This window comes from Halodurantibacterium daqingense, from assembly GCF_042666235.1.
Lineage (GTDB): Bacteria > Pseudomonadota > Alphaproteobacteria > Rhodobacterales > Rhodobacteraceae > Halodurantibacterium > Halodurantibacterium daqingensis.
Window position 1 is genome coordinate 178,744 of record NZ_JBHTFQ010000001.1, and the last position, 24,316, is coordinate 203,059.

A 24,316-nucleotide genomic window follows, 5' to 3' on the forward strand; every position below is an offset into this window, starting at 1 on the left:
TTTGCTTTTGCGCAGGGCTGCCGTGTTTGAGTTGCGCCAGGGCGGCGATCCCGCCCCCGCCGAGGTGGGAAGAGCGGCGTGCTTCGCCCCTCCGTTCGGATCGGAAGAACGTCATCCTCCGGGCAGGAGGCGGGGACAGGCTGCGATCCGGTGGCAAGCGATACTCCCGGTTGGGCCGTGTCAGCCGCCGTGCGTCTCGCCGGGTCCGTGTGCAAACTGCTCCAGGGCCTCACGCAGGGCCTTCTGGGTAATCGGCTTGGAAATGTGCCCGCAGAAGCCCGCCTTGCGGTAACTCTCGATCTGGTGGGCCATGGCGTTGGCAGTCACGGCCAGCGCCGGAACGGGGGGCAGGCCCGCGGCGGCCTCATGCAGGCGCATCTGCTGAAGAACGCTGATCCCGTCCAGATCGGGCATCGAAATGTCAAGAAGCACCGCGTCGAAAGGTGGCCCGTCAAAAACCTCGAGCGCCGGGATCCCGCCCGAAACCATTACGACTTCGACCCCGAGATTGCGCAGCATGGCCTGCAGGATCATGCGGTTGGTGCCATTGTCATCCGCCGCCAGGACTCGCAGGCCAAGACCGGGGGCTGCCGGGCCCGGTTCGGCCGCCATCATGTCGGGCGCAGGCTCGGCCAAGGGCAGGGGCAGGCTGATGCGCACCTGGGTACCTTCGCCGGGACGGCTGTGCAGGCGGATGGTGCCGCCCATCATCGTCACCAGCCGTCGCACGATCGCCAGCCCAAGCCCCGTGCCGCCATAGCGACGCGAGATCGAGGAGTCGGCCTGGGCGAAGTCGTCGAACACCCGCGCCTGCTGTTCATCGGTCATGCCGATGCCGGTGTCACGGATGTCGATGACCAGCGGCTTGCCGGGCAGACAACTGAGCGCCATGCTCACCTCGCCGGACTCGGTGAACTTGATCGCATTGCCGATCACATTGTGCATGATCTGCAGGATTCGGTTCGGATCACCCAGCCGCGCCTGGTCCGCACCCGAAGAGGTGAGAATGGAAAGGGAGATCTGCTTTTCCGAGGCGCGAACGGTATGAGTTGCCTCGATGCGCCGCGCCAGATCGGCGGGGACGAAGCTGACCTGTTCGATCTCGAGCCGCTCTGCCTCGATCTTCGACATGTCGAGCAGGTCATTGATGATCGCGAGCAGCAGTTCGCCTGAATCGCGCACCACCGAGATCATGCGCTTGTGGTTCGGGTCCGACAGCGTCGCGTCCAGAAGCTCGGTCACGCCCAGGACACCATTGAGCGGGGTCCGCATCTCGTGACTCATGTTGGCGAGGAAGCGGGTCTTGGCCCGGCTGGCCTGCCGCGCGTCTTCCAGCGCGGTCTGAAGTTCGCGATTGGCGATGACCTCCTCGGTCACGTCGGTGACGGACACCACCACGCGCGGCGCGTTGTTGGTGCCGCGCAGCAGCGGCGCGGCATTGATCGACAGGAACCGGCGTGTTCCGTCGGGAAGCGTCACGGCGCAGCGCATGTCCTGCACCGGCTCATGGGTCCGCACGACCGATGTCACCGGAAAATTCTCGCGCGCGATCGGCTGGCCTTCCAGATCCGTCACGTTCCAGGCCGAGATGTCCAGATCGCTCAGCCGGTCTCCGGGGCGCAGGCGCAGCTTGTCCTGCGCCGCGTCATTGGCAAAAAGCACTGTGGTGTCGCTGTCCACCGCAAGGATCGCCGAGACGCTGGTGCGCAGGATGCTGTCCAGAAAGGCACGTTCTTCGTCAAGCGCGGCCTGGGCGGCGCGAAAGGCCTGATCGGTGTCGCGCCGCCACAGGACCGACATGATCACGTCGGCGACCGATTTCAGCAGGTAGATCTCGCCGGGCAGGAAGGCCTTGTGGCTGCGGACGGCATCGAAGCCGACAAAGCCGACGATCCTGCCGTCATCGCTCATGGGGACCGTAAGCAACGACCTGATGCCTTGGTCCAGCAGGATCGACCGATCGGCACGGCTTTCCGGCAGCGCCTCCACATCGGGCACATGCACCGGCTGATCCGCCCGGAAGGCATCGATCCAGGCATCGATCAGGTTGATATCGAGCCCCTGAAGCATCTCGATCATCGGTTCGATACCCTCGGCACACCATTCGTGGGTGTTGTCGAGCGTGTTTCCGTCGCGCACCAGGAAGACATAGGTGCGATCGGATCCGCAGAAGGTGCCAAGACTGGCAAGCGCCGCCTGCACCTCGGTGTCGGTATCTTCGATCCGACACCGCAGAAGTCTGTTCAGGATCTCGACCACAAGGGCCTGGATCCTTGTGAGCCTGCCGACGTCATCATCCGTTTCGGGCATTTTCGGCATGGGTCAGATCTGTCCCGGGGGCAGGCTGGCAGAGCCACCGCCCCGCCGGTGGACCGACCGGAACACCCGTGCCCCGGCCGATTCACACTAGCCAGAGTTTCAGACCATTCTCAACTCCTTCCTGACGGCGGCCGAGGCGGCGGCGGCGGGAAGGGCTTCCAGATGGTCGGCAAGGGCCGCAGCAATGGCGCGTTTGCCCTCGACGGGGCGCACGCCGTCATTCGTCACGAACAGCGCGCGCTGCTCGGTGCCGCGTGTATCCTCGCCCCGGGTGGCGATCACCAGCGATGCCCGATCAAGCCGCCCACGCGCCACGCGGATCAGCTCGTCCTCGGTCACCTTCTCCAGATACTTGAAGCCGACGCAATGCATCCGGGGATCTTTTTCGCAGGCCCGGTCTATCACCTTTTCTGTGGGGACAAGCTGCAGCGCAAGGCCGGGCTGGCCGCTGGGGATCTTGCCGTCCACCGCCGAAGCGGGGCGGTAATCGGCGACACCCGCCGAAAAGACCCCGGCAAAAAGCCCCTGGTCCACCCGCGCGAGCACCATGCGCAGATAGTCGTCATAGGTCCGGGCGATGCTTGCGCCGATCCAGGGGGCGGGGCGCCAGGCGCCATCGCCCAGAAGCAGCTCGGCCTCGGCGCCGCGCCACAACAGCTGGGCGGCGATTTCGGCCCCCAGCCGGCCGCGGAAGCGGTTGACGATGCGGCGCACGCCGTCGATGGGCACCGGCGTCGGTCCGGCGGTGACAAGAATGCGGCGCCCCCGCAGGGCCGAGCGGCTGAGCGCGCGGCCGACACAGACGCACAGAAACTCGGTGTCCGGCAGGTTGTGCTTGCCATAGGCGTCCCGCGGGGCAGCAAAGATCACGCCGCGCGCCGCCAGCTTGCGGGCATTCTCCACCAGCTGTGCATTGTGCAGCGTTCCGTGCATCGTGGGCGCGATGATGACCTTGCAGCCACCCTGCTCCATCCGCCCAATGGCCGAGGCAAGTGCGGATGTCACCACCGTATCGGCGATGCCGCAAGCCACCTTGGCGATGGTGTTATGGGTCGCGGGCGCGACCAGATAGGCGTCGAAAGGGGCGCTATCCGACAGATGTTCCGCCCGCCAGGTCAGGCTGGTGACGACGCCATTGCACGTGGCCCATTCCAGTGCATCCCGCGCCACATAGCGCAGCGCGTCATCCGAGCAGAAGGCCACGACCTCGGCGCCGTTGCGGCGCAGGCCGCGCGCGATTTCGGGCGCCTTCATCGCGGCGATGCCACCGGTCACCAGAAGGGCGATCCGCCGGCCGGCCAGGCGGTCCGACAAGAGGGGCACGTCGTGATCGCCCATGCTGCTGGGGGTCGGGGCGGAAAAATCCCAATCGAACTGCGTCATCGCTCAGTCCACCAGCCCGAGGCTGCGCGCCATCTCTGGGTCGCGCGCCAGGTCGGGCATGGTCACAAGCCCCTGCACCTGATCCAGCCTCGTGTTGAGGGAATCGAAATGGTGGGCCTCGAAGCGGCTGGACTTGCTCATCTCGCGCGCAAGATCGGGGCGTACGTCAATGGCGAAGGGATCCTCGCCGTTCACGAAGGCGCCGGGATTGAATGGGGCGTTGGTGCCAAAGCTGTAGGGCTGCAGCGCAAGCAGCACCGGGTTTGCCTTGGCGAACAGGTCAAGGCAGGCGACATTGAAGGTCGCATCGGCGGCGTGCCAGCGGCCATCCAGCCGCACGGCCGCAAAGTAGTGGCGCACTTTCGGGCGCATCGCGTGGTGCCACATGTCCGGGATCAGCAGGCCAAGAACGCTCATCTCCAGGCCCACCTCGACAAAGCCCGCCTCGAGCCCGCAGGCTCGGGCCAGCGCAACCTGGACGTTCGACTTGGTCGTGCACATGCCGGTCCCGCGCGCCAGGGTCTGCGACGCGCGTTCCTGCCAGTGACCAAAGCGATAGGGCATGCCCTGGACGTATTTCCAGATGGTGGCGGCCGTCTCGCTGTCCGAGCCGCGGCGCAACTGGGCAGCGGTCCGGCGGATGAGGGGGTTGTCGCTGTCGCAGAAGCCGGACACATCGCCCCGCTGACGCCGGGGCATCGGGCGGTGGCGCGGCAGCGGTTCCAGCATGTCCAGAACCTCGAGCAGAAGCTGCCGCACGGCGGCGAGCGGTTTGCCAAGTAGGGACTGCCCCAGATCGAGGCTCCAGACGGTACAGGGCTCAAGCGCCACGACATCGTCGCTGATGGCGCGTCCGTGCAGGATCGGGCCCGATCCGAGGTGGTTGCCCGGGCCATACCAGGTCATGCTGTCGGACATGCGCCCGGTCAGCACGACATGAAGGATTGCCCGTGCGTCGCCGCGGGCGATGACGGTATCGCCCGCGCGATGGCTTTCAAGCCGGCCCGCCTGCCAGACGCGATCGGCCAGAAGCCCCAGGCGCAGGCCCAGCGGCGTATCCTTGAACCAGGTGTTGAAGTTGATCTTGCTTGCGGTGATCGAGAGATACGACATCGGAATGCGCCTTTTCTGCTGTGGCTGCGAAACACGAAAGGCGTCGATCTCGTACGCGAGCATCTTCTACCTCACGTTGTGAGGGAACGGTAATCCACGAGAATCGAATCAAGAAGCTCAAAATTGAATAAACAGCGCGCAATGATGCCGAAGAGCGGGCTTCAGGCATTTGTTAATAATTGTTAATTTTGCGCAGCGGCAGTGAAACCGAGGATAACTTTCCGTAATGGAAACGGATTATGCCCGGAATTCCAACGACTTTCCGGCGAAATCGAGCATTTGTGACTTCAACGTCCGGCTGCATCAAGCAATGCGGCAAGGCCGGTGCGATAATCCGGGTAGCGCAGCGTCACACCCAGTTCCCGCTTGATCCGGTCATTCCGGACACGTTTTGATTCGGCATAGAAACTCCGCGCCATCGGCGACAGATCCGCCTCATCGAACGGAATGGCAGGGGGATCCGGCAGGCCCAGCAGGCGGGCAGCATGGGCAATCACATCCTGCGGCGGGGCGGGGTCGTCATCGCAGACATTGTAGATCGCGCCGGGATGCGGCTTCCGGATCGAGGCATGGAGGACTTCGGCGATATCCTCGACATGAATGCGGGAAAACACCTGGCCTTCGCGGATGATGCGCCGCGCGCTGCCATTGCGCACCTTTTCGAACGGGCCGCGACCCGGCCCATAGATGCCGGCCAGCCGGAAAATGTGCAACGGAAGTCCGGCGCGCGCGCACAGATCCTGCCACCCAGCCTCGGCGGCGACGCGCTGCTGGCCGCGGGCGGTCGTGGGACAGAGCGGCGTGCTTTCATCGACCCAGGCGCCGCCCTTGTCGCCATAGACGCCAGTGGTCGAAAGGTATCCGATCCAGCGCAGGTGGCGCGCGGCGGCGATCGCGGCGCCTTCGGCGGCAAGGACGGGATCGCCCTCGGCATCGGGCGCAACCGAGGTAAGAAGATGTGTGGCCCGGCCCAGCGCCTCCGAGAGCGACGACCCGGGCCAGACCAGCGGCTCTACCCCCATGGCTTTCAGCGTCTGCACCCTGTCCGGGCTGCGGGTCGTGCCGATGACCTGCCATCCCTCGGCCAGAAGCCGCCGGCCAAGAACCTGCGCGCTGTAGCCATGGCCAAGCGAAAGCAGCGTGCTCATTGCGCGCCCCTTGTCCGCATGACCGATTCCACCTGCGCGAAATCCTCGGCCGTGTCGATGTCCAGCGCGCGCTCCGGGGGCATTTCCACCGCACCGATCCGGTCGGTGGCAAGCCTGCCGTTGCGCCGGAACCAGTCGGCGTCAAAGACATAGACGGCCCCGTTGGGCCGATAGACCTCCGGCAGCGCCTGCCGGTTCATGAAGCAGTAATCGGCCCCGGCAACTGGCCGGAACGCCCCCTCCTTGACCATTCCGTATTTCAGGATGTGCGAGGGGGTGCGCGTCACGCTCATCACCAGATCAAAGCGCCCCGCTGAATGGAGAGCGACTGCCGCTGCGATATCCTCTGGTTCACGCAGCGGCGACGTGGCCTGCAGCAGAACAACCCGTGCCGGCCCGTCGACGACCTGCAGCGCATGGGCAAGCACCGGATCCATCGGCGTGTCATCCCGCGCCAGTTCGCCCGGCCGGGGCACGACCTGCACCCCTGGTCCGTGATCGGCGCGCAGAAGGGCAGGAATGTCGGTCGACAGCAGGCACAGTTTCACCCCCGCCGCATGCGCCTGATCCAGCGCATGGCGATAAAGTGGCTTGCCCAGAAGGTCGCGCGTATTCTTGCCCGGCAGTCCCCTGGAGCCGCCGCGCACCGGCACGATCGCGATCAAGGGCATTTCAGTCATGGCGCGGCCCGAGCAGCGGATCGATGACCGCGAGGCTGCGGCGGGTCGCGCCCGCATGTTCGGCAAAGAAGCTGTCGGTCCGGTCGGCCATCGCGTCAAGTTTATGTCGGTTCTGCAAAAGGTCCAGCAGTTCCGCAGCCAGATCCGGGATCTCGGGGCAGACCTTCATTACCTGCGCTGCCTGCGCCTCGATGCCCGGATATTCGATGGTCCAGACATGCGGGCCGACAAGCACCGGTTTGCGCAGGGCAAGAGGCTCGATCACGTTATGGGCGCCCTTCTTGACGAACCCGCCCCCGACCACCACCACATCCGCAAGCGCGAGGTAGAAATACATCTCGCCCAGCGAGTCGCCCAGCAGGATGTCGGCATCCGGATCAAAGGCTCCGGGTCGCGGACCAAGCTGCGCATCGAAGGCGCGGGACCGGCGCAGCACGTTCTGTCCCGCCGCTTCCAGAAGGTCGCCGACCGCGCTGAATCGTTCCGGGGCGCGCGGAACATGGATGAACAGCGGCGGCTGCAGGCCCTGTCGGCGCAGTTCGGATTGCACGTGGCGGTAGGCCGTCAGGTAATGATCGTCCTCACCCTCGACCACGCTGGCGAGGGTCACCACCCCGCGGCGTGCCAGTGCCGGATGCGCCCGTGACAGGGCCTCGGCGGCTGCCGGAAGCGCCGGCGGAATCGGCTGGTCAAACCGCAGCTCGCCGCAGACATGGATATTCGGGGCTCCGAGGGCTGCAAAGCGCGCGGCATGGGTTTCGGACTTGGCCAGCACACCCGCAAGCGCCCGAACCGGATGCCCAAGCCAATGGGCAAGCCGTCTGTCACGGGCAAAGCTTCTGGCGGGATACTGGCTGTTGGCCAGAAACAGCGGCACACCCGCCTTGCGCGCTGCAAGGATCATCACCGGCCAGACCTCGATTTCCAGCACCAGACCCAGACGCGGGCGGAGGCGGCGGAAAAAGCGGCGATAGGCCCAGCCGAACTCCAGCGGCAGGTAACAGGCGGCAAGGCGGCCTTCGGCGATTTCGGTCGCAAAGGCAGTTTCGGCCGCGCGACGTCCCGCCGGCGTCAGATGCGTGGTGACGACGCAATCGCCCCGGTCAAGCAGCGCCCGGACCAGCGGCACGGCGGACCGCATCTCGCCCAGCGATACCGCGTGGACCCAGACCGCGCCGACAGGCCCCGCCCCGCCACCGAAACGTTCGCCCATGTGGCGCAGATAGGCGCGATCCTTGCGGCCGCGCATCAGGAAATAGAGCATCACCAGCGGCAGCGCCGGATACCAGATCAGCCGGTAAAGGGCCATGAACAGGCGCAATCCGGCGGGAAGGGCGGCATGTGCCATCAGGTGCCTCGGATGGTTCAGTCCCTGCGGTTTAACCGCGCCGCCATCAGGGACAAGAGTTTTTCCGCCTCGCGCCCAAGTGCGGCCTGACCGCGGCTGGCCACCTCGGCCGCCCGTGGGCGCATCGCCGCAAGGGCCGGGTCGCACAGCGCGGCCGCAAGGCCGGGCGGATCGGTGACCAGCCGCGCGGCGTCGGCCGCGTGGAAGGCCGCATAATCTTCGGCAAAGTTCGCGATATGCGGCCCATGGAGGATCGCGCAATCCAGCCGCGCCGGCTCGTAGGGATTGTGCCCCCCGACCGGCGCGACCGAGCCGCCGACAAGCGCTGCCCGGGCAAGGCGATACCAGAGACCAAGCTGGCCGATTTCGCCCAGCACCAGAACATCCGCGGGCTGTTCGACGATGTTGCCCGGCGCGATGCGTTCCACGTGAAACCCTGCGGTCGTGGCCTGGGCAACAATCGCATCCGCCCGCCCGGGATCGCGCGGGGCAATCACCAGAACCGGCGCCTTGCCCTGATCCAGCAGCAGCCGTTGGGCAGCTAGCGCCATATCCTCATCCGCAGGATGGGATGAGGCCGCGATCCACAGCGGCCGGTCGCCAAGTTGCGCCCCAATCCGCGCGCGGGCTTCGGGCTGATCGGCCAAGGGCGCGGCGCCGGCCTTCAACGTGCCCGTCACCGCAAGGCGCGCGGCCGGAACGCCCAATTTGAGGAAATGCGCCCGTGTCTCGGGATTCTGGACGCCGATATAGGCAAAGCGCCCGTAAAGCTGCCGATAAAGCGCGCCCGCCCGCGCCTTTGCCCGGAACGAGGCGGCGTTCATGCGGCCATTGACGATCGCAAGCGGAATGCCGCGGCGAAAGCTCTCCTCGATCAGCGCGGGCCAGATGTCGCGTTCCGCCCAGACCGACAGATCTGGCTGCCAGTGATCCAGGAAGCGCCTGATGAAGGGCGCGGCATCCAGCGGCAGAAACTGATGCACCACCCCAGCCGGCAGGTTCGGCCCCAGCGCCGCCGCCGAACTGCGCGACGACGACGTGATCAGCACATGCAGCCCCGGCCGGCGCGCCTGCATCGCCAAGGCCAGCGCGGGCAGGGCCAGAACCTCGCCCACACCGACCGCATGCAGCCAGACCAGCGGCCCGGACGGGCGGGGCAGGGTGGGCTCGCCCATCTTTTCGCGCACCCGAAGCGGATCTTCCTTGCCCCAGGCAACGCGCTGTTGCAAATGCCACCGCGCCACCGGGGCGACGATGCCGCTCAGCCCCAGCCAGAGCCGCAGAAGCGCGCCGCGCCCTGGCGCATCAGCCGATGTCACGGAAGGCCTTCTGCAGCGGTGCGGTCCAGAAGTCGGCGCACCGCAGCACCTCCACGAACCGATCTGCGGCGCGGCCTTCGCCAAAGGCGGTATGTGCCGGATAGCGGCGGCCCCATTCCCGCTGCAGGAAAGCGGCAATGGCCCCCGCATCATCAGCGGCGCAGGAGGTCAGCGAAGGTGCCTGCGACCGCCCCGTCTGGCGGGTGCCGATATCAAGGCTGGGGATCCCGAGGAACGGCGCCTCGCGCACCCCGGCCGAGGAATTGCCCACCATCACCGCCGCGTTCTTCATCAGTTCCGAGAAATAGGCAAAACGCATCGAGGGGATGCAGCGAAACCGTTCCTTGGGCAGGGCGTCGATCACGGCGAATATCTGCTCGGAACCCGGGTCGTTGTTGGGCAGGATCAGCACGAAGCTGCGCCCCGACGCGTCAAGCGCGCCATAAAGTGCCGCCGCCTGCGCGCCCATCGTCGTCGATTCCGAGGTGACGGGGTGAAAGACGCAGATGCCGTAATCGGCAAAGGGGATGTCGTAGCGGGCCCGCACCTCGTCCAGCGTCACGCCGGAAGGGGCGCCATGCTTGTCAAGTTCGGGCGAGCCGATGGCATGGATCGCTTCGGCGGGTTCACCCAGCGCCATGACCCGCTGGCGGGCGGCGTCAGAGCTGACGAAATGCACTGCGGCAAGCTTGGTGTTGCAGTGGCGGAAAATCTCGTCGATCGTGCCCGACACCTCGCCGCCCTCGACATGGGCGCAGCGAACGTAGTTCGTCGCGCAGACCAGCGCACAGGCCAGCGCCTCGACCCGGTCGCCGTGGACCACGACAAGATCGGGCCGGTGTTCGGCCAGAAAGTCGGAAAACCCCAGCACCGTCTTGGCAAGGATCATGTCCTGCGGATCACCTTCCCGCTGGTTGAGGAATTCATGCACCGCGACCCCCGCCATACGGTGCACCTCGATCTTGGTCAGCCCATAGCGGCCAAGCATGTGCATGCCGGTCACGAAAAACGACACCCGGAACCCCGCATCGCGGGCCGCAACGGCAAGGGGTTCCAGCTTGCCGAAATCTGCGCGGGTCCCGGTGACGAAAAGAAGATGTCTGTCCTGCTTCATTCACTCAGGATAACGCGCTCCGCTGCGGCCGCAAGGCGCGCCGATATGGACAGCGGGTTGGCGGTTCGCTAGGGCTGGGCGGAACAGGGAGGGCCGGTATGAGCCAGTCGCGCGTTGTCTTGTGCATGAAATGGGGCACGCTTTATCCGGCGGACTACGTGAACGTGCTGTTTCGCGCCTGTCGGCGCAACATCACAGGGCCGTTCCGCTTCGTCTGTCTGACCGATGATGCCACGGGTTTCGACGAGGGTGTGGAATCCTTCCCGATCCCGGATATCGGCCTGTCCGACTGGATGTGGTGGGACGGTGCCTGGCCCAAGCTTGCCGTTTATTGCCGCGATCTTTACGGGCTGACGGGGCGCGCGCTTTTCATCGACCTCGACATGGTGATCTGCAGCAGCCTTGATCCGTTCTTCGATCACCCCGCGCCGTTTCTGACCACGGACATGGGCCCCGACTGGCGCCCGCACCCCAGTGGAAAGGGCGCGCCCGAGGCCGGAACCTGCCTTTTCGCCTTCACCCTGGGTGCCGAGGCCCAGATCGTCGAACGCTTTCAGGAAGACCCGGAACACAACGCCCGCGCGCTGGTCATCGAACAGAAATGGGTTCATGCCCATGCAAGTGCAATGTCGTTCTGGCCTGCTGGCTGGGTGGTCAGCTTCAAGCGCCATCTGCGCCGGCCCATGGGGCTGGACCTGATCCTGCCGCCACGTGAACCCTCGGGCGAGGCGAAGGTCGTTGCCTTCCACGGCAAGCCGCGGCCGATCGATCTGATCCGCGCGGGCGCCGGCTGGTGGGACCGGTTTCCCCATATGGGGCATGGGCAGGTGCGCTGGATGGCGAATTACTGGCGCGACCACGGCGGCACGATCCCCGACTGACAGGCCGCAGGTGACGTGCCTGAAAGGCCTTCCATCAGGGTGCCGCGGGCCCCGAGCCGCAAGGCTCCGAGAAGCCCAAGCCTTGATGCGCCGGGCCGATCGTGTCCGATCTGGCGGTCAGTCCGGAGGTTGCCGGAGGGGCCGCAGGCGGCCGCGCGCGGCAAGATGGCGCGCCTTCCCGATCAGGTTTGTCAGGCGCAGCGCATAGGCTGGCAGGCGTCGGTGGGCGGGAAACTTGCGCACCTCGGCAAATCCTTTGCCGGTAATGGTGCTGACATTGCCGTCATCCACATGGCTCGGGAATGGCTCGAGCCCATAGTGGCGGAAATCATGCACATGGATCCGGTCAAGTTCATGGTCGATGGGCCGGGTGATCGGCAGCATCACCGGCAACAGCCGCGCCGCCAGATCCCGGGTGATGAGGTAGGCACCCAGCCCGGTTGCCGGGCCCAGATAGGCGTTCAGCACCCAGTTGCCCGCCCGGCGCTGGGCAACAGGATGCTTGGCGCGGATCTTGTTGAGCTTGAGAAAATCCCATTCGTCGCGCAGGCGAAGGGCCGTTTCCAGCGCGGGAAGAAACTCGTCGTGGAAGACTACGTCATCTTCCAGCACCAGCGCCACGTCATGCGGGCTGTCCAGCAATGCCTGCCAGACGCCAAGATGCGAATGATAGGCGCCGATCTCGCCGGGCATCACCTCACGCCCGACATTGCGCCGGAACGCGGCCAGATCGACGCTTGGCACCAGCCTGTCCCATTCGGCCCGCCCGTCAACGGCAGTGAACAGGGTGACGTCCAGCGACAGCGCAGCCAGCTGCGCTTCCATGTGCGCGCGTCTGTCGGATGATCGCGGCAGATTGATCAGCCAGATGCCAAGCGCGCCGCCTGTCATGCCAGATCCGACCATTTCAGCTGCCGGTTCCGGGGCACCGCCCGGGTCAGGCGCTTGCCCACCACCTTGTCGAAGTCATAGCCCGGGATCTCGCCCGAACCGGGGCGGCGGGCCCAGATATCGGCTTCGGTGATCACATGGCCTTCGGGAAGGTCGCGGTCGGCGACGACGCTGGCGCGGGCAAAGCGATAGACCGATTCCTCGGGGGCGGTGCGCCGCTTTTCATTGTGAAGGGCCGTGTGGATTTCGCGCGACCGGTCGATCAGAAACCGCAGTTCTGCCGGGTCCATCGAACAGATGATGTCGGGGCCGATCCGGTAACGGCTGTCGGTATAATGCCTCTCGAGGATCGAGGCCCCCAGCGCCACCGAGGCCAGCGCCATTTCCGGGCCGATGGAGTGATCTGAAAAACCGACGACGGCGTTGGGAAAGGCCTCGCGCAGGTCCGTCACACCGCGCAGTGACACGATTTCGGGCGGAGAGGGATAGAGGTTGGTGCATTCCAGCAACGCGTAGTCGATCCCTGCCGCTTCAAGGATCGCGACGCTCGCGCGCATCGTGTCGATCGTCTGCATGCCGGTGGACAGGATCACCGGCTTGCCCATCCGCGCGATGTGACGGATCAGCGGCAGGTTGTCGGCCTCGCCCGAGCCGATCTTGAAGGCAGGCACGCCGATCTCGTTCAGGAAATCCGCCGCGGCGCGCGAAAAGGGCGTGGAGATGTAGATCATGCCAAGGCTTTCGGTGTAATCCTTGAGCCTGACCTCATCCTCGCGCGACAGGGCGCAACGGTTCATCACCTCCCAGATCGAGACGTCGGCATTGGGCGGGAAGATCTCCTTCGCCTCCTCGGTCATCTCGTCTTCCACGATATGGGTCTGATGCTTGATGCATTCGCAGCCCGCATCGCGGGCAAGCCGCACCATCGTCTTGGCCACATCCAGATCGCCACCATGGTTGATGCCGATCTCGGCAATGACCAGGGGCGGATGGGCGGGGGAAACCTCGCGGTGGGCGATCTTCATGTCGTCTGCCTGTTCTGTCCGATGCGGGACCAGTGAAGTTTGATGGGCGCCATCATGCCGCTTGTCGCCGCCGCTGACCAGACCAGGCGACGTCCGCGGCCCAGCGGGATGACCGCGCCTTCGGGCAGGGCCTGCAATTGTTCGGGCTTGGCCTGGCCGCCGGAAAAGGTGATGGCGACAAGATTCTGCCGTCTGGCACGTGTCCGGGTCATGCGGCCCAGAAGGCCCGCGAGGGCGGGAATGCGGCTTGCAAATTCATTGGTGAACTTGACGGCCAGGTCTGGCGGAATGCGGCGCAGGGCCCGGCCGGCGATCCGGGACAGATACTTGTCGTCCGCCACAGCGTATTCCGGGCGCGGGTCGTGCGCCCAGTCCTTCAGGAACTGGTCCGGCACATGGGTCCAGTCCCCGGGGCGAAACAGCACGAGCGAACTGTTGCCCCGCCAGCGCAGCGGCAGGATCCACGACAGAATCCGCAACAGCGGCCAGATCGTGCCCCAGGTTGCCGGCAGCATGTAGATCCCGGGCCGTTCCAGAAGCGGCAACAGGCGCAGCACATCACCCGTGACCATCGTGTCAAGATCGACAAGCAGCGCCGGGATATCGGGTTCCAGCAGCCCGGGCGAAAATACCGAAAGCTTTGCCTGACAACCGCCCCCCAGGTATTCGGGGCGGGCGAAGGCCTCGGGGATAGGGTGCTGCGCGACAGTCAGCCCTTGGCGCGGGCGGTCGCTCAGGCAGAGGATGTGCAGCGGCGCGCTGGCGTGGTCGCGCAGGCTTTCCGCCAGCGCGTTCACATGGTCGGCCCCGTATTTCGTGCCCCAGAACAACAGGACCACCTGAAGCGCCGCGCGCGGCCTTTGGTCAGGCATTGCGGATCGTATCGCCCGGTTGCAGCTTGGGCGTCAGCTCCACGCGTTCTCCGCCGACAAGGTCGCTTTGACGTTTGCCGGAAATGATCTCGGCGGCGATCTGGCCGATTTCCCGGCGGCAGGCATCCATCGTGGCCAGCCGGCGCGGCAGGCCGTCCAGCAGCTCCACGCCGTTAAACCCGGCGAGACCCAGTTTGCCCGGCACGTCGATGCCTTGTTCAAGGCAGTACAGCAGGCCGCCCGCGCCGATCATGTCGTTGGAGTAATACAGGAAATCGAGGTCGGGATTGCGCGCGAGCATCGCTTGCGTCATCTCGCGCCCCTTCAGAAGCGCCGAGCCGCCCGAATAGAACTCGGTATCGGCAAGATCGAGCCCCGCCTCGTTCAGGGCCGCACGGAAGCCTTCGAGCCGTTTGCGGGCACGGTGGTCGTGGGGCATCTTGGTGCCCAGAAACCCGATGCGTCGATAGCCAGCGGCAAGGATCGCAGCGGCCATTTCCCGCCCTGCACGTCGATGCGAGATCCCGACGTTCGAATCGATCGCCGGTCCGTCCACGTCCATGATCTCGACGATCGGAATGCCGGCGTTCGACAGCATGGCCCGGCTGATGTCGGAATGCTCCAGCCCGGCAACGATCACGCCCGAGGGTCGCCAGGACAGCATTTCGTAAAGAACCGCCTCCTCGCGTTCGAGCGAATAATCCGTGACGCCGACCACGGGCTGAAGTCCGGTATCCTCAAGCGCCTCGGAAATGCCGGCCAGCACTTCTGGAAAAACCATGTTCGACAGCGAGGGGATGATGACCGCCACCAGGTTTACCCGCTGGCTTGCCAGCGCACCCGCGATCTTGTTCGGTACATAGCCAAGGCGCTTTGCGGCCTCGAGCACCCTGTCGCGCGTTGCGGCAGACACGTCGCCGCGGTTACGAAGCACCCTGCTGACGGTCATTTCGCTTACGCCTGAGGCTTCCGATACATCGCGCAGCGTCAAGGGGCGGCGTGGATCGGGCGTCGGGAGTTTTGTCACGGGGGTAAAACCTGTCTTGCCTCAGGACTAGTTAGCGCCAAACCCGCAGCCATTCCAAGCGCGTTCTGCAAGGACCGGCGGCATCCATGGCAGAGGCAACCGCGGATGGCGGAGCGGTTGTCGATCGGGGGTGCCCCCGTCATCGGTTCCGTTCCGACCCGGGAAAGACTGCGGCGCCATCAGGATGCCGCGTCCATGGCCCTTTCGCGCAATTGCCGGCCAGAAGCCACAGGCCTCGTCGACGTCCTTGCGAATGGAGGGCGAAGACCTGCCCGGTCGTCACAACAAAGGGATGGTTGACCGTTGGTCCCACCTGATCCGGCCGCCCTGTCGTCAGCCGCATCCAGTAGCCCGCCCACGGCAGCGCCCCACAGGTCTTGCAGCCCCGTTCAGGCTGCGTCGGGCGCTGATGATGGTGATATCATTCGGCATCGCTCCCACCCTTTGGAAGATCGCCGGGTAGCAGCGCCATGGTCGGACTTGCCTGCTTCAACAGGGCTGGGCGCAGCGGATCATCGCGCATGCCGGGGCCGCCGCCCGAGACGCGCGCCTGCCGCTTGAGAGGGATCCCGTCCTCCGCAAGCGGCTGAACGAGCGTGGGCCCGAGTTTCTGCAGGGCTGCAGACCTACCGACATCCGAACATCCTCCGCCTCGGGCCGGCATCTGCCTGGTGTGAGGGGCGCACCGGGCGCTGCACGCGTGCGCGACCGGCTCGGCGGGATTGGGTGGTGGCGCAGGATTGCGTGGGAGGATCTGCCAAGGGTCGCCATCATCGGGTGCGGCCAAGGCGCCGCGGCTCGTTCGTTGCCGCGGGGCACGTGGGCTTGGTGTGAGGTTGGGGGCTTGGTGTGAGGTTGGGGGCTTGGTGTGAGGCTGGGGGCCGTGGCAGCGTTCGTTACCCCGCAGGTTTTTCCAAGGGAAAGGGTAGCGACGGCGCGCTCCGGGCATTGAAAGGGTGGCGCAGCCGTTGCCGATCCGCCATGCCAGCTTCGACAGGCGTCGGGTGCGATTTGCAGTCAGCCAGCTTCAACCGCAACGCGCGCAACGGGCGCTGGACACTTGGCCCCCGGCCGCCGTCGCGCAGCCCCGTTTCGCCCGGATACCGCCCGATGCGCCCTACAGGAGGCAAAACTGCGTCGGTCTCGTTCCGGCGGTTGAAATCCGGCGCGCTTGCCCGTAACGAGAAGGGGCCGCAAGGCGGCCCCGTAGCTCAGCAGGATAGAGCAGCAGATTCCTAATCTGGAGGTCGGAGGTTCGAATCCTCTCGGGGTCACCAGCGGTTCACTTCGTCAGGATCAGCTTGCCCGCCTTGGTGATGCGCAGCGTGTAGATCTGGTCGTTAAGCCGGATCTGCGCCTGGATGCCGCCGCCGGTCAGATCGGTCGCGTCATGCAGCGGCAGGCCGCTGACCGCTTCGACGATACGGGGGTGGGTTACGATCATGTTCATGCAAGGCCTCCGACGCGGTCCACGATTTGCTCGATCCGGGTTTCGATCCATGCGCCGTCAAACAGGGCCTGCACAAGCGCGAGGCTGCAGATTGCGCTGTGCCGCCGCGCAGCCAGGGGCATGGAAGGCGAAGCCGCGCGGGCGGGCGGCAAGGGGGTAGGCACTGGTCTTGTCATCCTGTTCTCCTGTCGCGTTTCTGGGCTTCCCACAGCGGGTGGCTCGATCATGCAAGAAACCTGACAGAAAGACCTTGGAGAGTCAATCCTGATTGTTTTTATCAGTTATAGACAGGGATCTTCCCAGGCATCGATCACTGCCATGGCCTCTTCCGCGGTCTCCACGAAACGGAAAAGGTGAAGGTCTTCCGCCGCGATGGTCCCGGCATCGGCAAGCGCATCCCAGTTGATGATCCGGCGCCAGAACGCTTCGCCAAACAGAAGGAAGGGCACGGGCCGCATCCGTCTGGTCTGGATCAGGGTGAGCGACTCGAACATTTCGTCCAGCGTTCCGAATCCACCCGGAAACACCGCAACCGCGCGGGCGCGCATCAGGAAGTGCATCTTGCGCACCGCGAAATAGTGAAAGTTGAAGCAAAGATCGGGCGTCACATAAATGTTCGGCCGCTGTTCATGCGGCAGCACGATGTTCAGCCCGATCGAGATCCCGCCCGCGTCCTGGGCGCCGCGGTTGCCGGCCTCCATCACGCCCGGGCCGCCCCCCGTGACGATCACGTAATCCTTGCCATAGCTTTCGACGCTGCGCTCGGTGACAAGCCGGGCGAAACGCCGGGCCTCGTCGTAATAATGCGCAAGGCCGGCCAGGGTTTCGGTGCGGGCCTGATCCTTGTGGGCCGGTTCGGGAATGCGCGCGCCCCCGAACAGCACCACGGTTGACTGGATGCCCCGTTCGGCCATCACCAGTTCCGGCTTGAGCAGTTCCAGCTGCAGCCGGACCGGACGCAGTTCCTCCCGCATCAGGAAGTCGGTATCGGCAAAGGCAAGCCGGTAGGCCGGCGCGCGGGCCTGTGCGGTATCGGGCCGGTGCTGCGCGGCTTCGAAATCTTGCTGCGAATCCCGCAGGGGGTGGGTTCTGCCGTCGTCGGTCATGCTGCTTCTCCTCGCGCGCGTTGGCGCTAACCTAATGCCGGTGCCGGACCAGCGCCACCCTTGGGAATTGCGCCGACGGGGGCGCTCGTCTATAGGCACGGTCACGCCAGCAAAACCGAACCGGAGGATCCAATGTCGAACGCTGCCCTGGAAACCGCGATCGAGGCCGCCTGGGACGCGCGCGACAGCATCACCCCCGCCACGACCGGCGAGACGCGTGATGCGATCGAGGCAACGCTTGCCGCGCTGGACAAGGGCCAGCTGCGCGTCGCCGAACGTCAGGCGGATGGCCGCTGGCATGTGAACCAGTGGGCCAAGAAGGCGGTGCTGCTTGGTTTCCGGCTGAAGGATATGGAAGAACAGACCGGCGGGCCGCAGGGCGGCGGCTGGTGGGACAAGGTGGACAGCAAGTTCAAGGGCTGGGCCGCGTCCGACTGGAAAGCGGCCGGGTTCCGCGCGGTTCCGAACTGCGTCGTGCGCCGCTCTGCCTTTATCGCGCCTGGCGTGGTTCTGATGCCGTCCTTCGTCAATCTGGGCGCCTATGTCGACAGCGGCACCATGGTCGACACCTGGGCAACGGTCGGATCCTGCGCGCAGATCGGCAAGAACGTGCACCTGTCGGGCGGCGTTGGCATCGGCGGCGTTCTGGAGCCGATGCAGGCCGGACCCACGATCATCGAGGACAACTGCTTCATCGGCGCCCGCTCCGAGGTGGTCGAGGGCGTGATCGTGCGCGAGGGATCGGTGCTGGGCATGGGCGTGTTCATCGGTCAGTCGACCAAGATCGTCGATCGCGAAACCGGCGCGGTGATGTATGGCGAGGTTCCGGCAGGCTCGGTGGTGGTCGCCGGGTCGATGCCTTCGAAAGGTGGCGTGCATCTTTACTGCGCGGTCATCGTGAAGAAGGTCGATGCGCAGACCCGCTCCAAGACCTCGATCAACGAATTGCTGCGCGACTGATGGAAGAGGCTGACCGCCCCGCGCCCAAGCCGAAACGCCCGCAGCAGGTTTACACGCTGCTGGTCGAGGTCGGCCGCAGGAAGGACGACGGCCTGCCGCCCAAGGCGACGGGCGCGGCCCTGATCTGCTATGCAAGCGGTGTGGACGAGGCCGAGGCGGTGCGCGAAACGGTTGCGATCCTGAAGCAGGCCGAGCTTGCCCCTCTTGATGTGACGGGCTACGGCACGCTGGATGAACGCCTTGCCGCCGGGGAAGAGATCGATGCCGAGGAACAGGCGCTCATGCAGCGCGCATTGCAGGAAAATTCGGTGATCGTCGCGCAGATGACACCGTTCTTCGACTGAGGCCCCGATGACCACCGATGCTGTCGCGCTGACCGCCGATCTGATCCGTTGCCCATCCGTCACGCCCCAAGAGGGTGGGGCGCTGGTTCTGCTGGAAGGGCTTCTGGCGGGCGCGGGTTTTCACTGCACACGCGTGGATCGGGGGGGTGTTCCCAACCTCTTTGCCCGCTGGGGCGACAAGGGGCACGCGCGCAGCTTTGGCTTCAACGGCCATACCGATGTCGTTCCCGTGGGCGATGCCGCCGCCTGGAGTGTCGATCCCTTCGGCGCGGAAATCCGTGATGGCATCCTTTACGGGCGCGGCGCGACCGACATGAAGTCGGGGGTTGCGGCCTTTGTCGCGGCGGCGATCGATTTCGTGACGGCCACGCCCCCCGATGGGGCGATCATCATCACGATCACCGGCGATGAAGAGGGCGATGCCAGGCACGGCACTGTCGCGCTTCTGGACTGGATGCGCTCCGAGGGCGAGGCGATGGCGCATTGCCTGGTGGGAGAGCCCACCTGCCCCGAGTCCATGGGCGAGATGATGAAGATCGGGCGGCGCGGGTCGCTTACCGCCCATGTGACAGCCCGGGGCGTGCAGGGCCACTCGGCCTATCCGCACCGGGCCAGAAACCCGCTCACGGCCCTTGTGCGGCTTCTGGACCGTCTGGCGCAACACGAGCTTGACCAGGGCACGGCACATTTCGACGCCTCGACATTGGCGATCACCACGATCGACACCGGCAATCCGGCAACCAACGTGATCCCGGCCCAGGCGCGGGCGAGCGTGAACATCCGCTTCAACGATACCCATACCGGGCAGGGGCTGGCCGAGTGGCTTCAGCAGATGGCGGAAGTGGTTCGCGCTGAAACCGGCGTCAGTCTTGATCTGACGGTCGGGATTTCGGGCGAAAGCTTCCTGACCCCGCCCGGTCCATTTTCGGACCTGGTGGCGCGGGCGGTGGCGGCGGAAACCGGGCGCGAACCGGCCCTGTCCACCTCGGGTGGGACATCCGATGCGCGCTTCATCAAGGACCATTGCCCGGTGGTGGAATTCGGCTTGGTGGGGCGCACGATGCATCAGGTGGATGAATGTGTTCCCGTGGCGCAGATCCAGCAGTTGAAGGCGATTTACGGCCGGATCCTGCGCGACTATTTCGGCTGAATCCTACCCGACTTTCCGCATGACGAAGCAGGGGCTGCGTGCTACCTGTGAAAAATGACGCGTATACCCTCCAAAGATGACCTTCGCACCTGGATCGCCGAGAACCCGGGCCTGACGGCAAAGCGTGACATCGCCAAAGCCTTCGGGATCAAGGGCGCGGCCCGCATCGATCTCAAGCGCCTGCTCAAGGAGCTTGAGGGCGAAGGCCTGGTCGAGCGCCGCCGGCGCACCTACCGCGATGCGGAAAAGCTGCCGCCGGTCAGCATCGTTCAGGTGCTGGCCCCCGATGCCGCGGGTGATCTTTATGCCCGCCCGCTGGAATGGCAGGGCGAGGGGCCGGAACCGAAGGTGCTGATGCAGTTGCGCGAAGCCGATCCCGCGCTGGGCGAGGGTGACCGCATCCTTGCCCGGCTGACCGAGGTCATCGGCGAGGCGCATCACTACGAGGGGCGTGTGATCCGCAGGATCGGCGTCAATCCGCAGCGCCTGCTGGGCATCTTCCGCAAGGAAACCGAAGGCGGCCGGATCGTTCCCATCGACAAGGGCGCCGACAAGGAATGGCGGGTCCTGGCGGGGGCGACGCTTGGGGCGCAGGATGGCGAACTGGTCGAGGCCGAACAGGCGGGCCTTCGGGCGCGGATGGGCCTGCCGCAGGCGCGGGTGGTCAACCGGCTGGGCGACCCGACAGCGCCCAAGGCGGTGTCGTTGATAGCCATTCACCAGCATGGAATCCCCGATGCCTTTTCCGACGAAGCCATCGCCGAGGCCGACCGCGCCCGACCGGCTGCGCTGGGCAAGCGCGAGGATCTGAGGCATCTGCCGATCGTCACCATCGATCCCTCGGATGCGCGCGATCATGACGATGCCGTCTATGCCCATGCCGATGACGACCCGAAGAACGAGGGTGGCCATATCGTCTGGGTCGCCATCGCCGATGTGGCCCATTATGTGCGCCCCGGATCGGCGCTGGACCGCGAAGCCTGGACGCGCGGCAATTCCAGCTATTTCCCCGACCGCGTGGTGCCGATGCTGCCGGACAGGCTTTCGGGGGATCTCTGTTCGCTGCACGAAGGCGTGCCGCGGCCGTGCATCGCCGTGCGTATGAAGATCGACGCCGCGGGCAACAAGATCGGGCACCGCTTTACCCGCGCGATGATGCAGTCGCCTGCCTCGCTGAGTTATGAAGAGGTTCAGGCCGCGCAGGATGGCCGGCCGAACGACCGCTGCGCCGAACTGCTGGAGGAGGTGATCCACCCGCTCTATGCCGCCTATGCCGCCCTGCACCGCGCCCGGGCCAGGCGTCAGCCGCTGGATCTCGACCTGCCCGAACGGCGGATCGAGCTTTCACCCGAGGGCAGGGTGACATCGGTCGCCTTCCGCGAACGCCTGGATGCGCACAAGCTGATCGAGGAGTTCATGATCCTCGCCAATGTCGCCGCGGCGGAAGAGCTGAACCGCCTGCGCCGTCCGCTTCTGTTCCGCGTCCACGAAGAGCCCAGTCCGGAAAAGCTGGAGGCGCTGCGCGAGGTTGCCCAGGCTTCGGGCTTCACGCTGGCCAAGGGGCAGGTGCTCCAGACCCGGCACATCAACAACCTTCTGGCCCAGGCACAGGGGACCGAGTTCGACGAACTCCTGAACATCAGCGCACTGCGGTCGATGACCCAAGCCTATTACAACGCCGAAAATTTCGGCCACTTCGGGCTGGCGCTGAAGAACTATGCGCATTTCACCTCGCCCATCCGGCGCTATGCGGATCTGGTGGTGCACCGGGCGCTCATTTCCGGACATGGCTGGGGGGATGACGGCCTTTCACCCCAAGATATCGAGCGGCTGGAGGAAACCGCCAAGCATATCTCGGAAACCGAACGGCGCAGCATGGCCGCCGAGCGTGACACCACAGACCGCTATCTGGCCGCCTACCTCTCCGAAAGGGTGGGCAACGAATTCGAGGGCCGCATATCCGGCGTCACGAAATTCGGACTGTTCGTGAAGCTTTCCGAAACAGGCGCGGACGGGCTGATCCCGATCCGCACGCTCGGGCGCGAGTATTTCCACTATGACAACCGCAGCCAGACACTGATGGGCGACCGGAGCGGCCTGACACTGGGCATCGGGCAGCGGGTTACCGTCCGGCTTGCCGAGGCGGTGCCGGTGACGGGCGGGTTGATGCTGGAGCTTCTGTCGATCGAGGATCGCGAGTTGCCGCGCGGTTCGCTTCCGGCACGAGGGGCACCGAAGGGACGCAAGCCGGGCGCCTTCAAGGCCCGCAGCGCCAGCACCAAACGCAAAGTTGAACGCAAACGCCGGTCCTGAACCCGACCGGGCGGTGCTTTGGTTGGCGCAAAGGGTGAAAAAGGCTAAACTTGCGCTAACGATAACAGAGCAGGTGCCCGATGCGTAAGACCTTCACCGCCCTCGGATTGGCGACCCTTCTTCTGCCTGGCTGCGGCATGGGCGGGCCCGTAGATCGATCCGCCCGCCCCGAGGCACGTCCGGCGCCCGCGGCCGATGCCGGGCCGCGCCAGCCCGGAAGCCAAAGCGGCTTCAACCGATGGGTCGAGGGGTTCCGCCCCCGGGCTACCGCGCAGGGAATCTCGCCGCAGGTCTTCGACCGGGCCTTTCGCAACGCCAGCTACATGCCCGATGTGGTTCAGCGCGACCGCAACCAGGCCGAGTTCACCCGCGCGATCTGGGACTATCTCGACGGGGCCGTTTCCGCAACGCGCATCAACACCGGGCGCGCCAAGCTGGCCGAACATGCCCGCGTCCTGCAGGCGATCGAGGCGCGCTATGGCGTTGAAAAGGAAGTGGTGCTGGCGGTCTGGGGGATGGAAAGCTCCTATGGCGGCTTCCGCGGAACAACGCCGATCATCCCGGCGCTGGCCACGCTTGCCTATGACGGGCGTCGCGGTCCCTTCTTCGAGGAACAGCTGGTGGCCGCGCTGAAGATCGTTCAGGCCGGCGATATCGGCCCCGAGGCGATGACCGGGAGTTGGGCCGGTGCCATGGGCCATACCCAGTTCATGCCGACAAGCTATCTGGATTACGCGGTTGACTTTACCGGCGACGGGCGCCGCGACATCTGGTCGGATGATCCGAGCGATGCGCTGGCCTCGGCTGCCGCCTATCTGGCGCGGTTCGGCTGGACCCGCGGCCAGCCCTGGGGGGTCGAGGTGCAGTTGCCGCAGGGGTTCAATCACGCCCTGGTCGGCACGGCGCGACCCGTCGGGGACTGGGCGGCGCAGGGCGTGCGGCTTGCCGGGGGCGGGGCGATTCCCAACCACGGCAATGCGCAGCTTTTCCTGCCGGCCGGCGCCCGTGGCCCTGCCTTCCTGACCTTCAGCAATTTTGCCGTCATCAAGCGCTACAATTCGTCCGATTCCTACGCTCTGGGCATCGGCCACCTGTCCGACAGGTTGCGCGGCGGCGGGCCGTTCCGGGCCGACTGGCCTCGGGGGGATCGCGCGCTGAGCGTGGCGGAGCGGCAGGAGCTGCAGCGGCTTCTGACCGCCCGTGGCTTCGATACCGGCGGTGTCGACGGGCGGATCGGGCCGAACACCCTTGCCGCTGTCCGTGCCTATCAATCGGCGGCGGGCCTGACGCCGGATGGCTATGTCTCGGCCGATCTGCTGACGCGGCTGCGCCGGGGCTGAGAGGGCTGGCGGGGTTCAGGCCCCGCCGGGGAGGTGGCGCTGAAAATGTCCGATCACCTGCGCATAGGTGGCTCTTTTGAACGGCACGATGCTGTCGAGCAGTTCCGATGAGGTCAGCCAGCGCCACTCGGAAAACTCGGGATGGGTGGTTGCGATGTTGATCTGACGATCTTCACCGGTGAAGCGCATCAGGAACCAGCGCTGTTTCTGCCCGCGAAAACGGCCCTTCCACACCTTGCCGACCAGATCGGGCGGCAGGTCATAGCGGATCCAGCCCGGCGTTTCCTCCTGCACCGTCACCAGGTCGGGGGAAACGCCGATTTCCTCGGTCAATTCGCGCAGCGCGGCCTGACGCGGCGTTTCGCCCTCATCGATGCCACCCTGGGGCATCTGCCAGGCCGGGATATCACTGTCGATGCGCTGGCCCGCAAAGATGCGGCCGTCGCGGTTCACAAGCATGACGCCGACGCAGGGTCGGTAGGGCAGGGCCGCGATTTGTTCGGGTGTCATCATCCAGTTCCTTACGGGCCGGG

Annotated in this window: 22 protein-coding genes and 1 tRNA gene; 7 read left to right on the plus strand and 16 right to left on the minus strand. The window is 65.6% G+C overall.

All coding sequences use genetic code 11. The features are described 5' to 3' along the window. Positions 1-180: 180 nt before the first annotated feature. From ACFQXB_RS00895 to neuC, 8 genes are all read right to left on the minus strand, one after another. Positions 181-2,319, minus strand: coding sequence for a GAF domain-containing hybrid sensor histidine kinase/response regulator (locus ACFQXB_RS00895; protein WP_377397699.1), 2,139 nt, complete (start codon positions 2,317-2,319; stop codon positions 181-183). Between the two features lie 99 nt (positions 2,320-2,418). Continuing rightward, on the minus strand, positions 2,419-3,702 hold the full coding sequence (locus ACFQXB_RS00900) for a phosphopantothenoylcysteine decarboxylase domain-containing protein (protein ID WP_377397702.1): 1,284 nt from the start codon (positions 3,700-3,702) through the stop codon (positions 2,419-2,421). 3 nt (positions 3,703-3,705) lie between these two features. After that, a complete protein-coding gene (locus ACFQXB_RS00905; RefSeq protein WP_377397705.1) occupies positions 3,706-4,878 on the minus strand; it encodes a transglutaminase domain-containing protein in 1,173 nt (390 codons plus the stop codon). Between the two features lie 224 nt (positions 4,879-5,102). Then, positions 5,103-5,963 (minus strand): SDR family oxidoreductase, encoded by an 861-nt coding sequence (locus ACFQXB_RS00910; protein WP_377397708.1) that lies wholly within the window; start codon positions 5,961-5,963, stop codon positions 5,103-5,105. Next, positions 5,960-6,643, minus strand: coding sequence for an acylneuraminate cytidylyltransferase family protein (locus ACFQXB_RS00915; protein ID WP_377397711.1), 684 nt, complete (start codon positions 6,641-6,643; stop codon positions 5,960-5,962). The genes ACFQXB_RS00910 and ACFQXB_RS00915 overlap by 4 nt, the downstream gene beginning before the upstream one ends. After that, entirely contained in the window at positions 6,636-7,991 is a 1,356-nt protein-coding gene (locus ACFQXB_RS00920; protein ID WP_377397714.1) for a 3-deoxy-D-manno-octulosonic acid transferase, read from the minus strand. Before ACFQXB_RS00920 ends, ACFQXB_RS00915 begins: the two co-directional genes overlap by 8 nt. Positions 7,992-8,008: 17 nt before the next feature. Then, positions 8,009-9,310 carry a 3-deoxy-D-manno-octulosonic acid transferase gene (locus ACFQXB_RS00925; RefSeq protein WP_377397717.1) on the minus strand — a complete coding sequence of 434 codons (1,302 nt, stop codon included), beginning with the start codon at positions 9,308-9,310 and terminating at the stop codon, positions 8,009-8,011. Next, positions 9,297-10,424 (minus strand): UDP-N-acetylglucosamine 2-epimerase, encoded by a 1,128-nt coding sequence (gene neuC / locus ACFQXB_RS00930; RefSeq protein WP_377397720.1) that lies wholly within the window; start codon positions 10,422-10,424, stop codon positions 9,297-9,299. Before neuC ends, ACFQXB_RS00925 begins: the two co-directional genes overlap by 14 nt. 98 nt (positions 10,425-10,522) lie before the next feature. Between neuC and ACFQXB_RS00935 the strand changes: the two genes are divergently transcribed. Beyond that, positions 10,523-11,305, plus strand: a complete 783-nt coding sequence (locus ACFQXB_RS00935; RefSeq protein WP_377397723.1) for a hypothetical protein — start codon at positions 10,523-10,525, stop codon at positions 11,303-11,305. Positions 11,306-11,422: 117 nt separating this feature from the next. On the opposite strand, the gene ACFQXB_RS00940 is transcribed toward ACFQXB_RS00935, so the two are convergent. From ACFQXB_RS00940 to ACFQXB_RS00955, 4 genes are read right to left on the minus strand one after another with little or no spacing between them, the layout of a single operon-like run. After that, positions 11,423-12,196: a glycosyltransferase family 25 protein gene (locus ACFQXB_RS00940; RefSeq protein ID WP_377397726.1), complete on the minus strand. Its 774-nt coding sequence runs from the start codon at positions 12,194-12,196 to the stop codon at positions 11,423-11,425. Then, the gene (locus ACFQXB_RS00945) at positions 12,193-13,221 is read right to left on the minus strand and encodes an N-acetylneuraminate synthase family protein (protein WP_377397729.1); all 1,029 of its coding nucleotides are present in this window, start codon (positions 13,219-13,221) and stop codon (positions 12,193-12,195) included. Before ACFQXB_RS00945 ends, ACFQXB_RS00940 begins: the two co-directional genes overlap by 4 nt. Further along, the gene (locus tag ACFQXB_RS00950) at positions 13,218-14,093 is read right to left on the minus strand and encodes a hypothetical protein (RefSeq protein WP_377397731.1); all 876 of its coding nucleotides are present in this window, start codon (positions 14,091-14,093) and stop codon (positions 13,218-13,220) included. The genes ACFQXB_RS00945 and ACFQXB_RS00950 overlap by 4 nt, the downstream gene beginning before the upstream one ends. Beyond that, positions 14,086-15,120: a LacI family DNA-binding transcriptional regulator gene (locus tag ACFQXB_RS00955; protein WP_377397734.1), complete on the minus strand. Its 1,035-nt coding sequence runs from the start codon at positions 15,118-15,120 to the stop codon at positions 14,086-14,088. Before ACFQXB_RS00955 ends, ACFQXB_RS00950 begins: the two co-directional genes overlap by 8 nt. A 1,200-nt stretch (positions 15,121-16,320) precedes the next feature. On the opposite strand from ACFQXB_RS00955, the gene ACFQXB_RS00960 reads away from it, so the two are divergent. Further along, positions 16,321-16,397 (plus strand) — tRNA-Arg (locus tag ACFQXB_RS00960). Between the two features lie 5 nt (positions 16,398-16,402). Here ACFQXB_RS00960 and hemP read toward each other — a convergent pair. The 3 genes from hemP to ACFQXB_RS00975 form a co-directional block, all read right to left on the minus strand. Next, entirely contained in the window at positions 16,403-16,564 is a 162-nt protein-coding gene (gene hemP, locus ACFQXB_RS00965; protein ID WP_377399117.1) for a hemin uptake protein HemP, read from the minus strand. Positions 16,565-16,566: 2 nt separating this feature from the next. Then, positions 16,567-16,746 carry a hypothetical protein gene (locus ACFQXB_RS00970; RefSeq protein WP_377397737.1) on the minus strand — a complete coding sequence of 60 codons (180 nt, stop codon included), beginning with the start codon at positions 16,744-16,746 and terminating at the stop codon, positions 16,567-16,569. 105 nt (positions 16,747-16,851) lie between these two features. Then, entirely contained in the window at positions 16,852-17,676 is an 825-nt protein-coding gene (locus ACFQXB_RS00975; RefSeq protein WP_377397740.1) for an LOG family protein, read from the minus strand. A gap of 132 nt (positions 17,677-17,808) precedes the next feature. On the opposite strand from ACFQXB_RS00975, the gene dapD reads away from it, so the two are divergent. The 5 genes from dapD to ACFQXB_RS01000 all read left to right on the plus strand — a co-directional run bounded on the left by dapD (position 17,809) and on the right by ACFQXB_RS01000 (position 23,783). Next, the gene (dapD, locus tag ACFQXB_RS00980) at positions 17,809-18,636 is read left to right on the plus strand and encodes a 2,3,4,5-tetrahydropyridine-2,6-dicarboxylate N-succinyltransferase (RefSeq protein ID WP_377397743.1); all 828 of its coding nucleotides are present in this window, start codon (positions 17,809-17,811) and stop codon (positions 18,634-18,636) included. Next, positions 18,636-18,980: a hypothetical protein gene (locus ACFQXB_RS00985; protein ID WP_377397746.1), complete on the plus strand. Its 345-nt coding sequence runs from the start codon at positions 18,636-18,638 to the stop codon at positions 18,978-18,980. The genes dapD and ACFQXB_RS00985 overlap by 1 nt, the downstream gene beginning before the upstream one ends. 7 nt (positions 18,981-18,987) lie before the next feature. Continuing rightward, positions 18,988-20,130 (plus strand): succinyl-diaminopimelate desuccinylase, encoded by a 1,143-nt coding sequence (dapE, locus tag ACFQXB_RS00990; protein ID WP_377397749.1) that lies wholly within the window; start codon positions 18,988-18,990, stop codon positions 20,128-20,130. A 54-nt stretch (positions 20,131-20,184) separates the two neighbouring features. After that, a complete protein-coding gene (gene rnr, locus ACFQXB_RS00995) occupies positions 20,185-22,443 on the plus strand; it encodes a ribonuclease R (RefSeq protein ID WP_377397752.1) in 2,259 nt (752 codons plus the stop codon). 80 nt (positions 22,444-22,523) lie between these two features. Then, positions 22,524-23,783 (plus strand): lytic murein transglycosylase, encoded by a 1,260-nt coding sequence (locus ACFQXB_RS01000; RefSeq protein WP_377397755.1) that lies wholly within the window; start codon positions 22,524-22,526, stop codon positions 23,781-23,783. Between the two features lie 15 nt (positions 23,784-23,798). Here ACFQXB_RS01000 and ACFQXB_RS01005 read toward each other — a convergent pair whose 3' ends face one another. After that, a complete protein-coding gene (locus tag ACFQXB_RS01005; RefSeq protein WP_377397758.1) occupies positions 23,799-24,293 on the minus strand; it encodes an RNA pyrophosphohydrolase in 495 nt (164 codons plus the stop codon). Positions 24,294-24,316: the final 23 nt, after the last annotated feature.

Bases quoted from the DNA above. Each gene is read 5' to 3' on its own strand.
- ACFQXB_RS00895 (WP_377397699.1), bottom strand. From the start codon at position 2,319: ATGCCGAAAATGCCCGAAACGGATGATGACGTCGGCAGGCTCACAAGG.
- ACFQXB_RS00900 (WP_377397702.1), bottom strand. From the start codon at position 3,702: ATGACGCAGTTCGATTGGGATTTTTCCGCCCCGACCCCCAGCAGCATG.
- ACFQXB_RS00905 (WP_377397705.1), bottom strand. From the start codon at position 4,878: ATGCTCGCGTACGAGATCGACGCCTTTCGTGTTTCGCAGCCACAGCAG.
- ACFQXB_RS00910 (WP_377397708.1), bottom strand. From the start codon at position 5,963: ATGAGCACGCTGCTTTCGCTTGGCCATGGCTACAGCGCGCAGGTTCTT.
- ACFQXB_RS00915 (WP_377397711.1), bottom strand. From the start codon at position 6,643: ATGACTGAAATGCCCTTGATCGCGATCGTGCCGGTGCGCGGCGGCTCC.
- ACFQXB_RS00920 (WP_377397714.1), bottom strand. From the start codon at position 7,991: ATGGCACATGCCGCCCTTCCCGCCGGATTGCGCCTGTTCATGGCCCTT.
- neuC (WP_377397720.1), bottom strand. From the start codon at position 10,424: ATGAAGCAGGACAGACATCTTCTTTTCGTCACCGGGACCCGCGCAGAT.
- ACFQXB_RS00935 (WP_377397723.1), top strand. From the start codon at position 10,523: ATGAGCCAGTCGCGCGTTGTCTTGTGCATGAAATGGGGCACGCTTTAT.
- ACFQXB_RS00940 (WP_377397726.1), bottom strand. From the start codon at position 12,196: ATGACAGGCGGCGCGCTTGGCATCTGGCTGATCAATCTGCCGCGATCA.
- ACFQXB_RS00945 (WP_377397729.1), bottom strand. From the start codon at position 13,221: ATGAAGATCGCCCACCGCGAGGTTTCCCCCGCCCATCCGCCCCTGGTC.
- ACFQXB_RS00950 (WP_377397731.1), bottom strand. From the start codon at position 14,093: ATGCCTGACCAAAGGCCGCGCGCGGCGCTTCAGGTGGTCCTGTTGTTC.
- hemP (WP_377399117.1), bottom strand. From the start codon at position 16,564: ATGATCGTAACCCACCCCCGTATCGTCGAAGCGGTCAGCGGCCTGCCG.
- ACFQXB_RS00970 (WP_377397737.1), bottom strand. From the start codon at position 16,746: ATGACAAGACCAGTGCCTACCCCCTTGCCGCCCGCCCGCGCGGCTTCG.
- ACFQXB_RS00975 (WP_377397740.1), bottom strand. From the start codon at position 17,676: ATGACCGACGACGGCAGAACCCACCCCCTGCGGGATTCGCAGCAAGAT.
- dapD (WP_377397743.1), top strand. From the start codon at position 17,809: ATGTCGAACGCTGCCCTGGAAACCGCGATCGAGGCCGCCTGGGACGCG.
- ACFQXB_RS00985 (WP_377397746.1), top strand. From the start codon at position 18,636: ATGGAAGAGGCTGACCGCCCCGCGCCCAAGCCGAAACGCCCGCAGCAG.
- dapE (WP_377397749.1), top strand. From the start codon at position 18,988: ATGACCACCGATGCTGTCGCGCTGACCGCCGATCTGATCCGTTGCCCA.
- rnr (WP_377397752.1), top strand. From the start codon at position 20,185: ATGACGCGTATACCCTCCAAAGATGACCTTCGCACCTGGATCGCCGAG.
- ACFQXB_RS01000 (WP_377397755.1), top strand. From the start codon at position 22,524: ATGCGTAAGACCTTCACCGCCCTCGGATTGGCGACCCTTCTTCTGCCT.
- ACFQXB_RS01005 (WP_377397758.1), bottom strand. From the start codon at position 24,293: ATGACACCCGAACAAATCGCGGCCCTGCCCTACCGACCCTGCGTCGGC.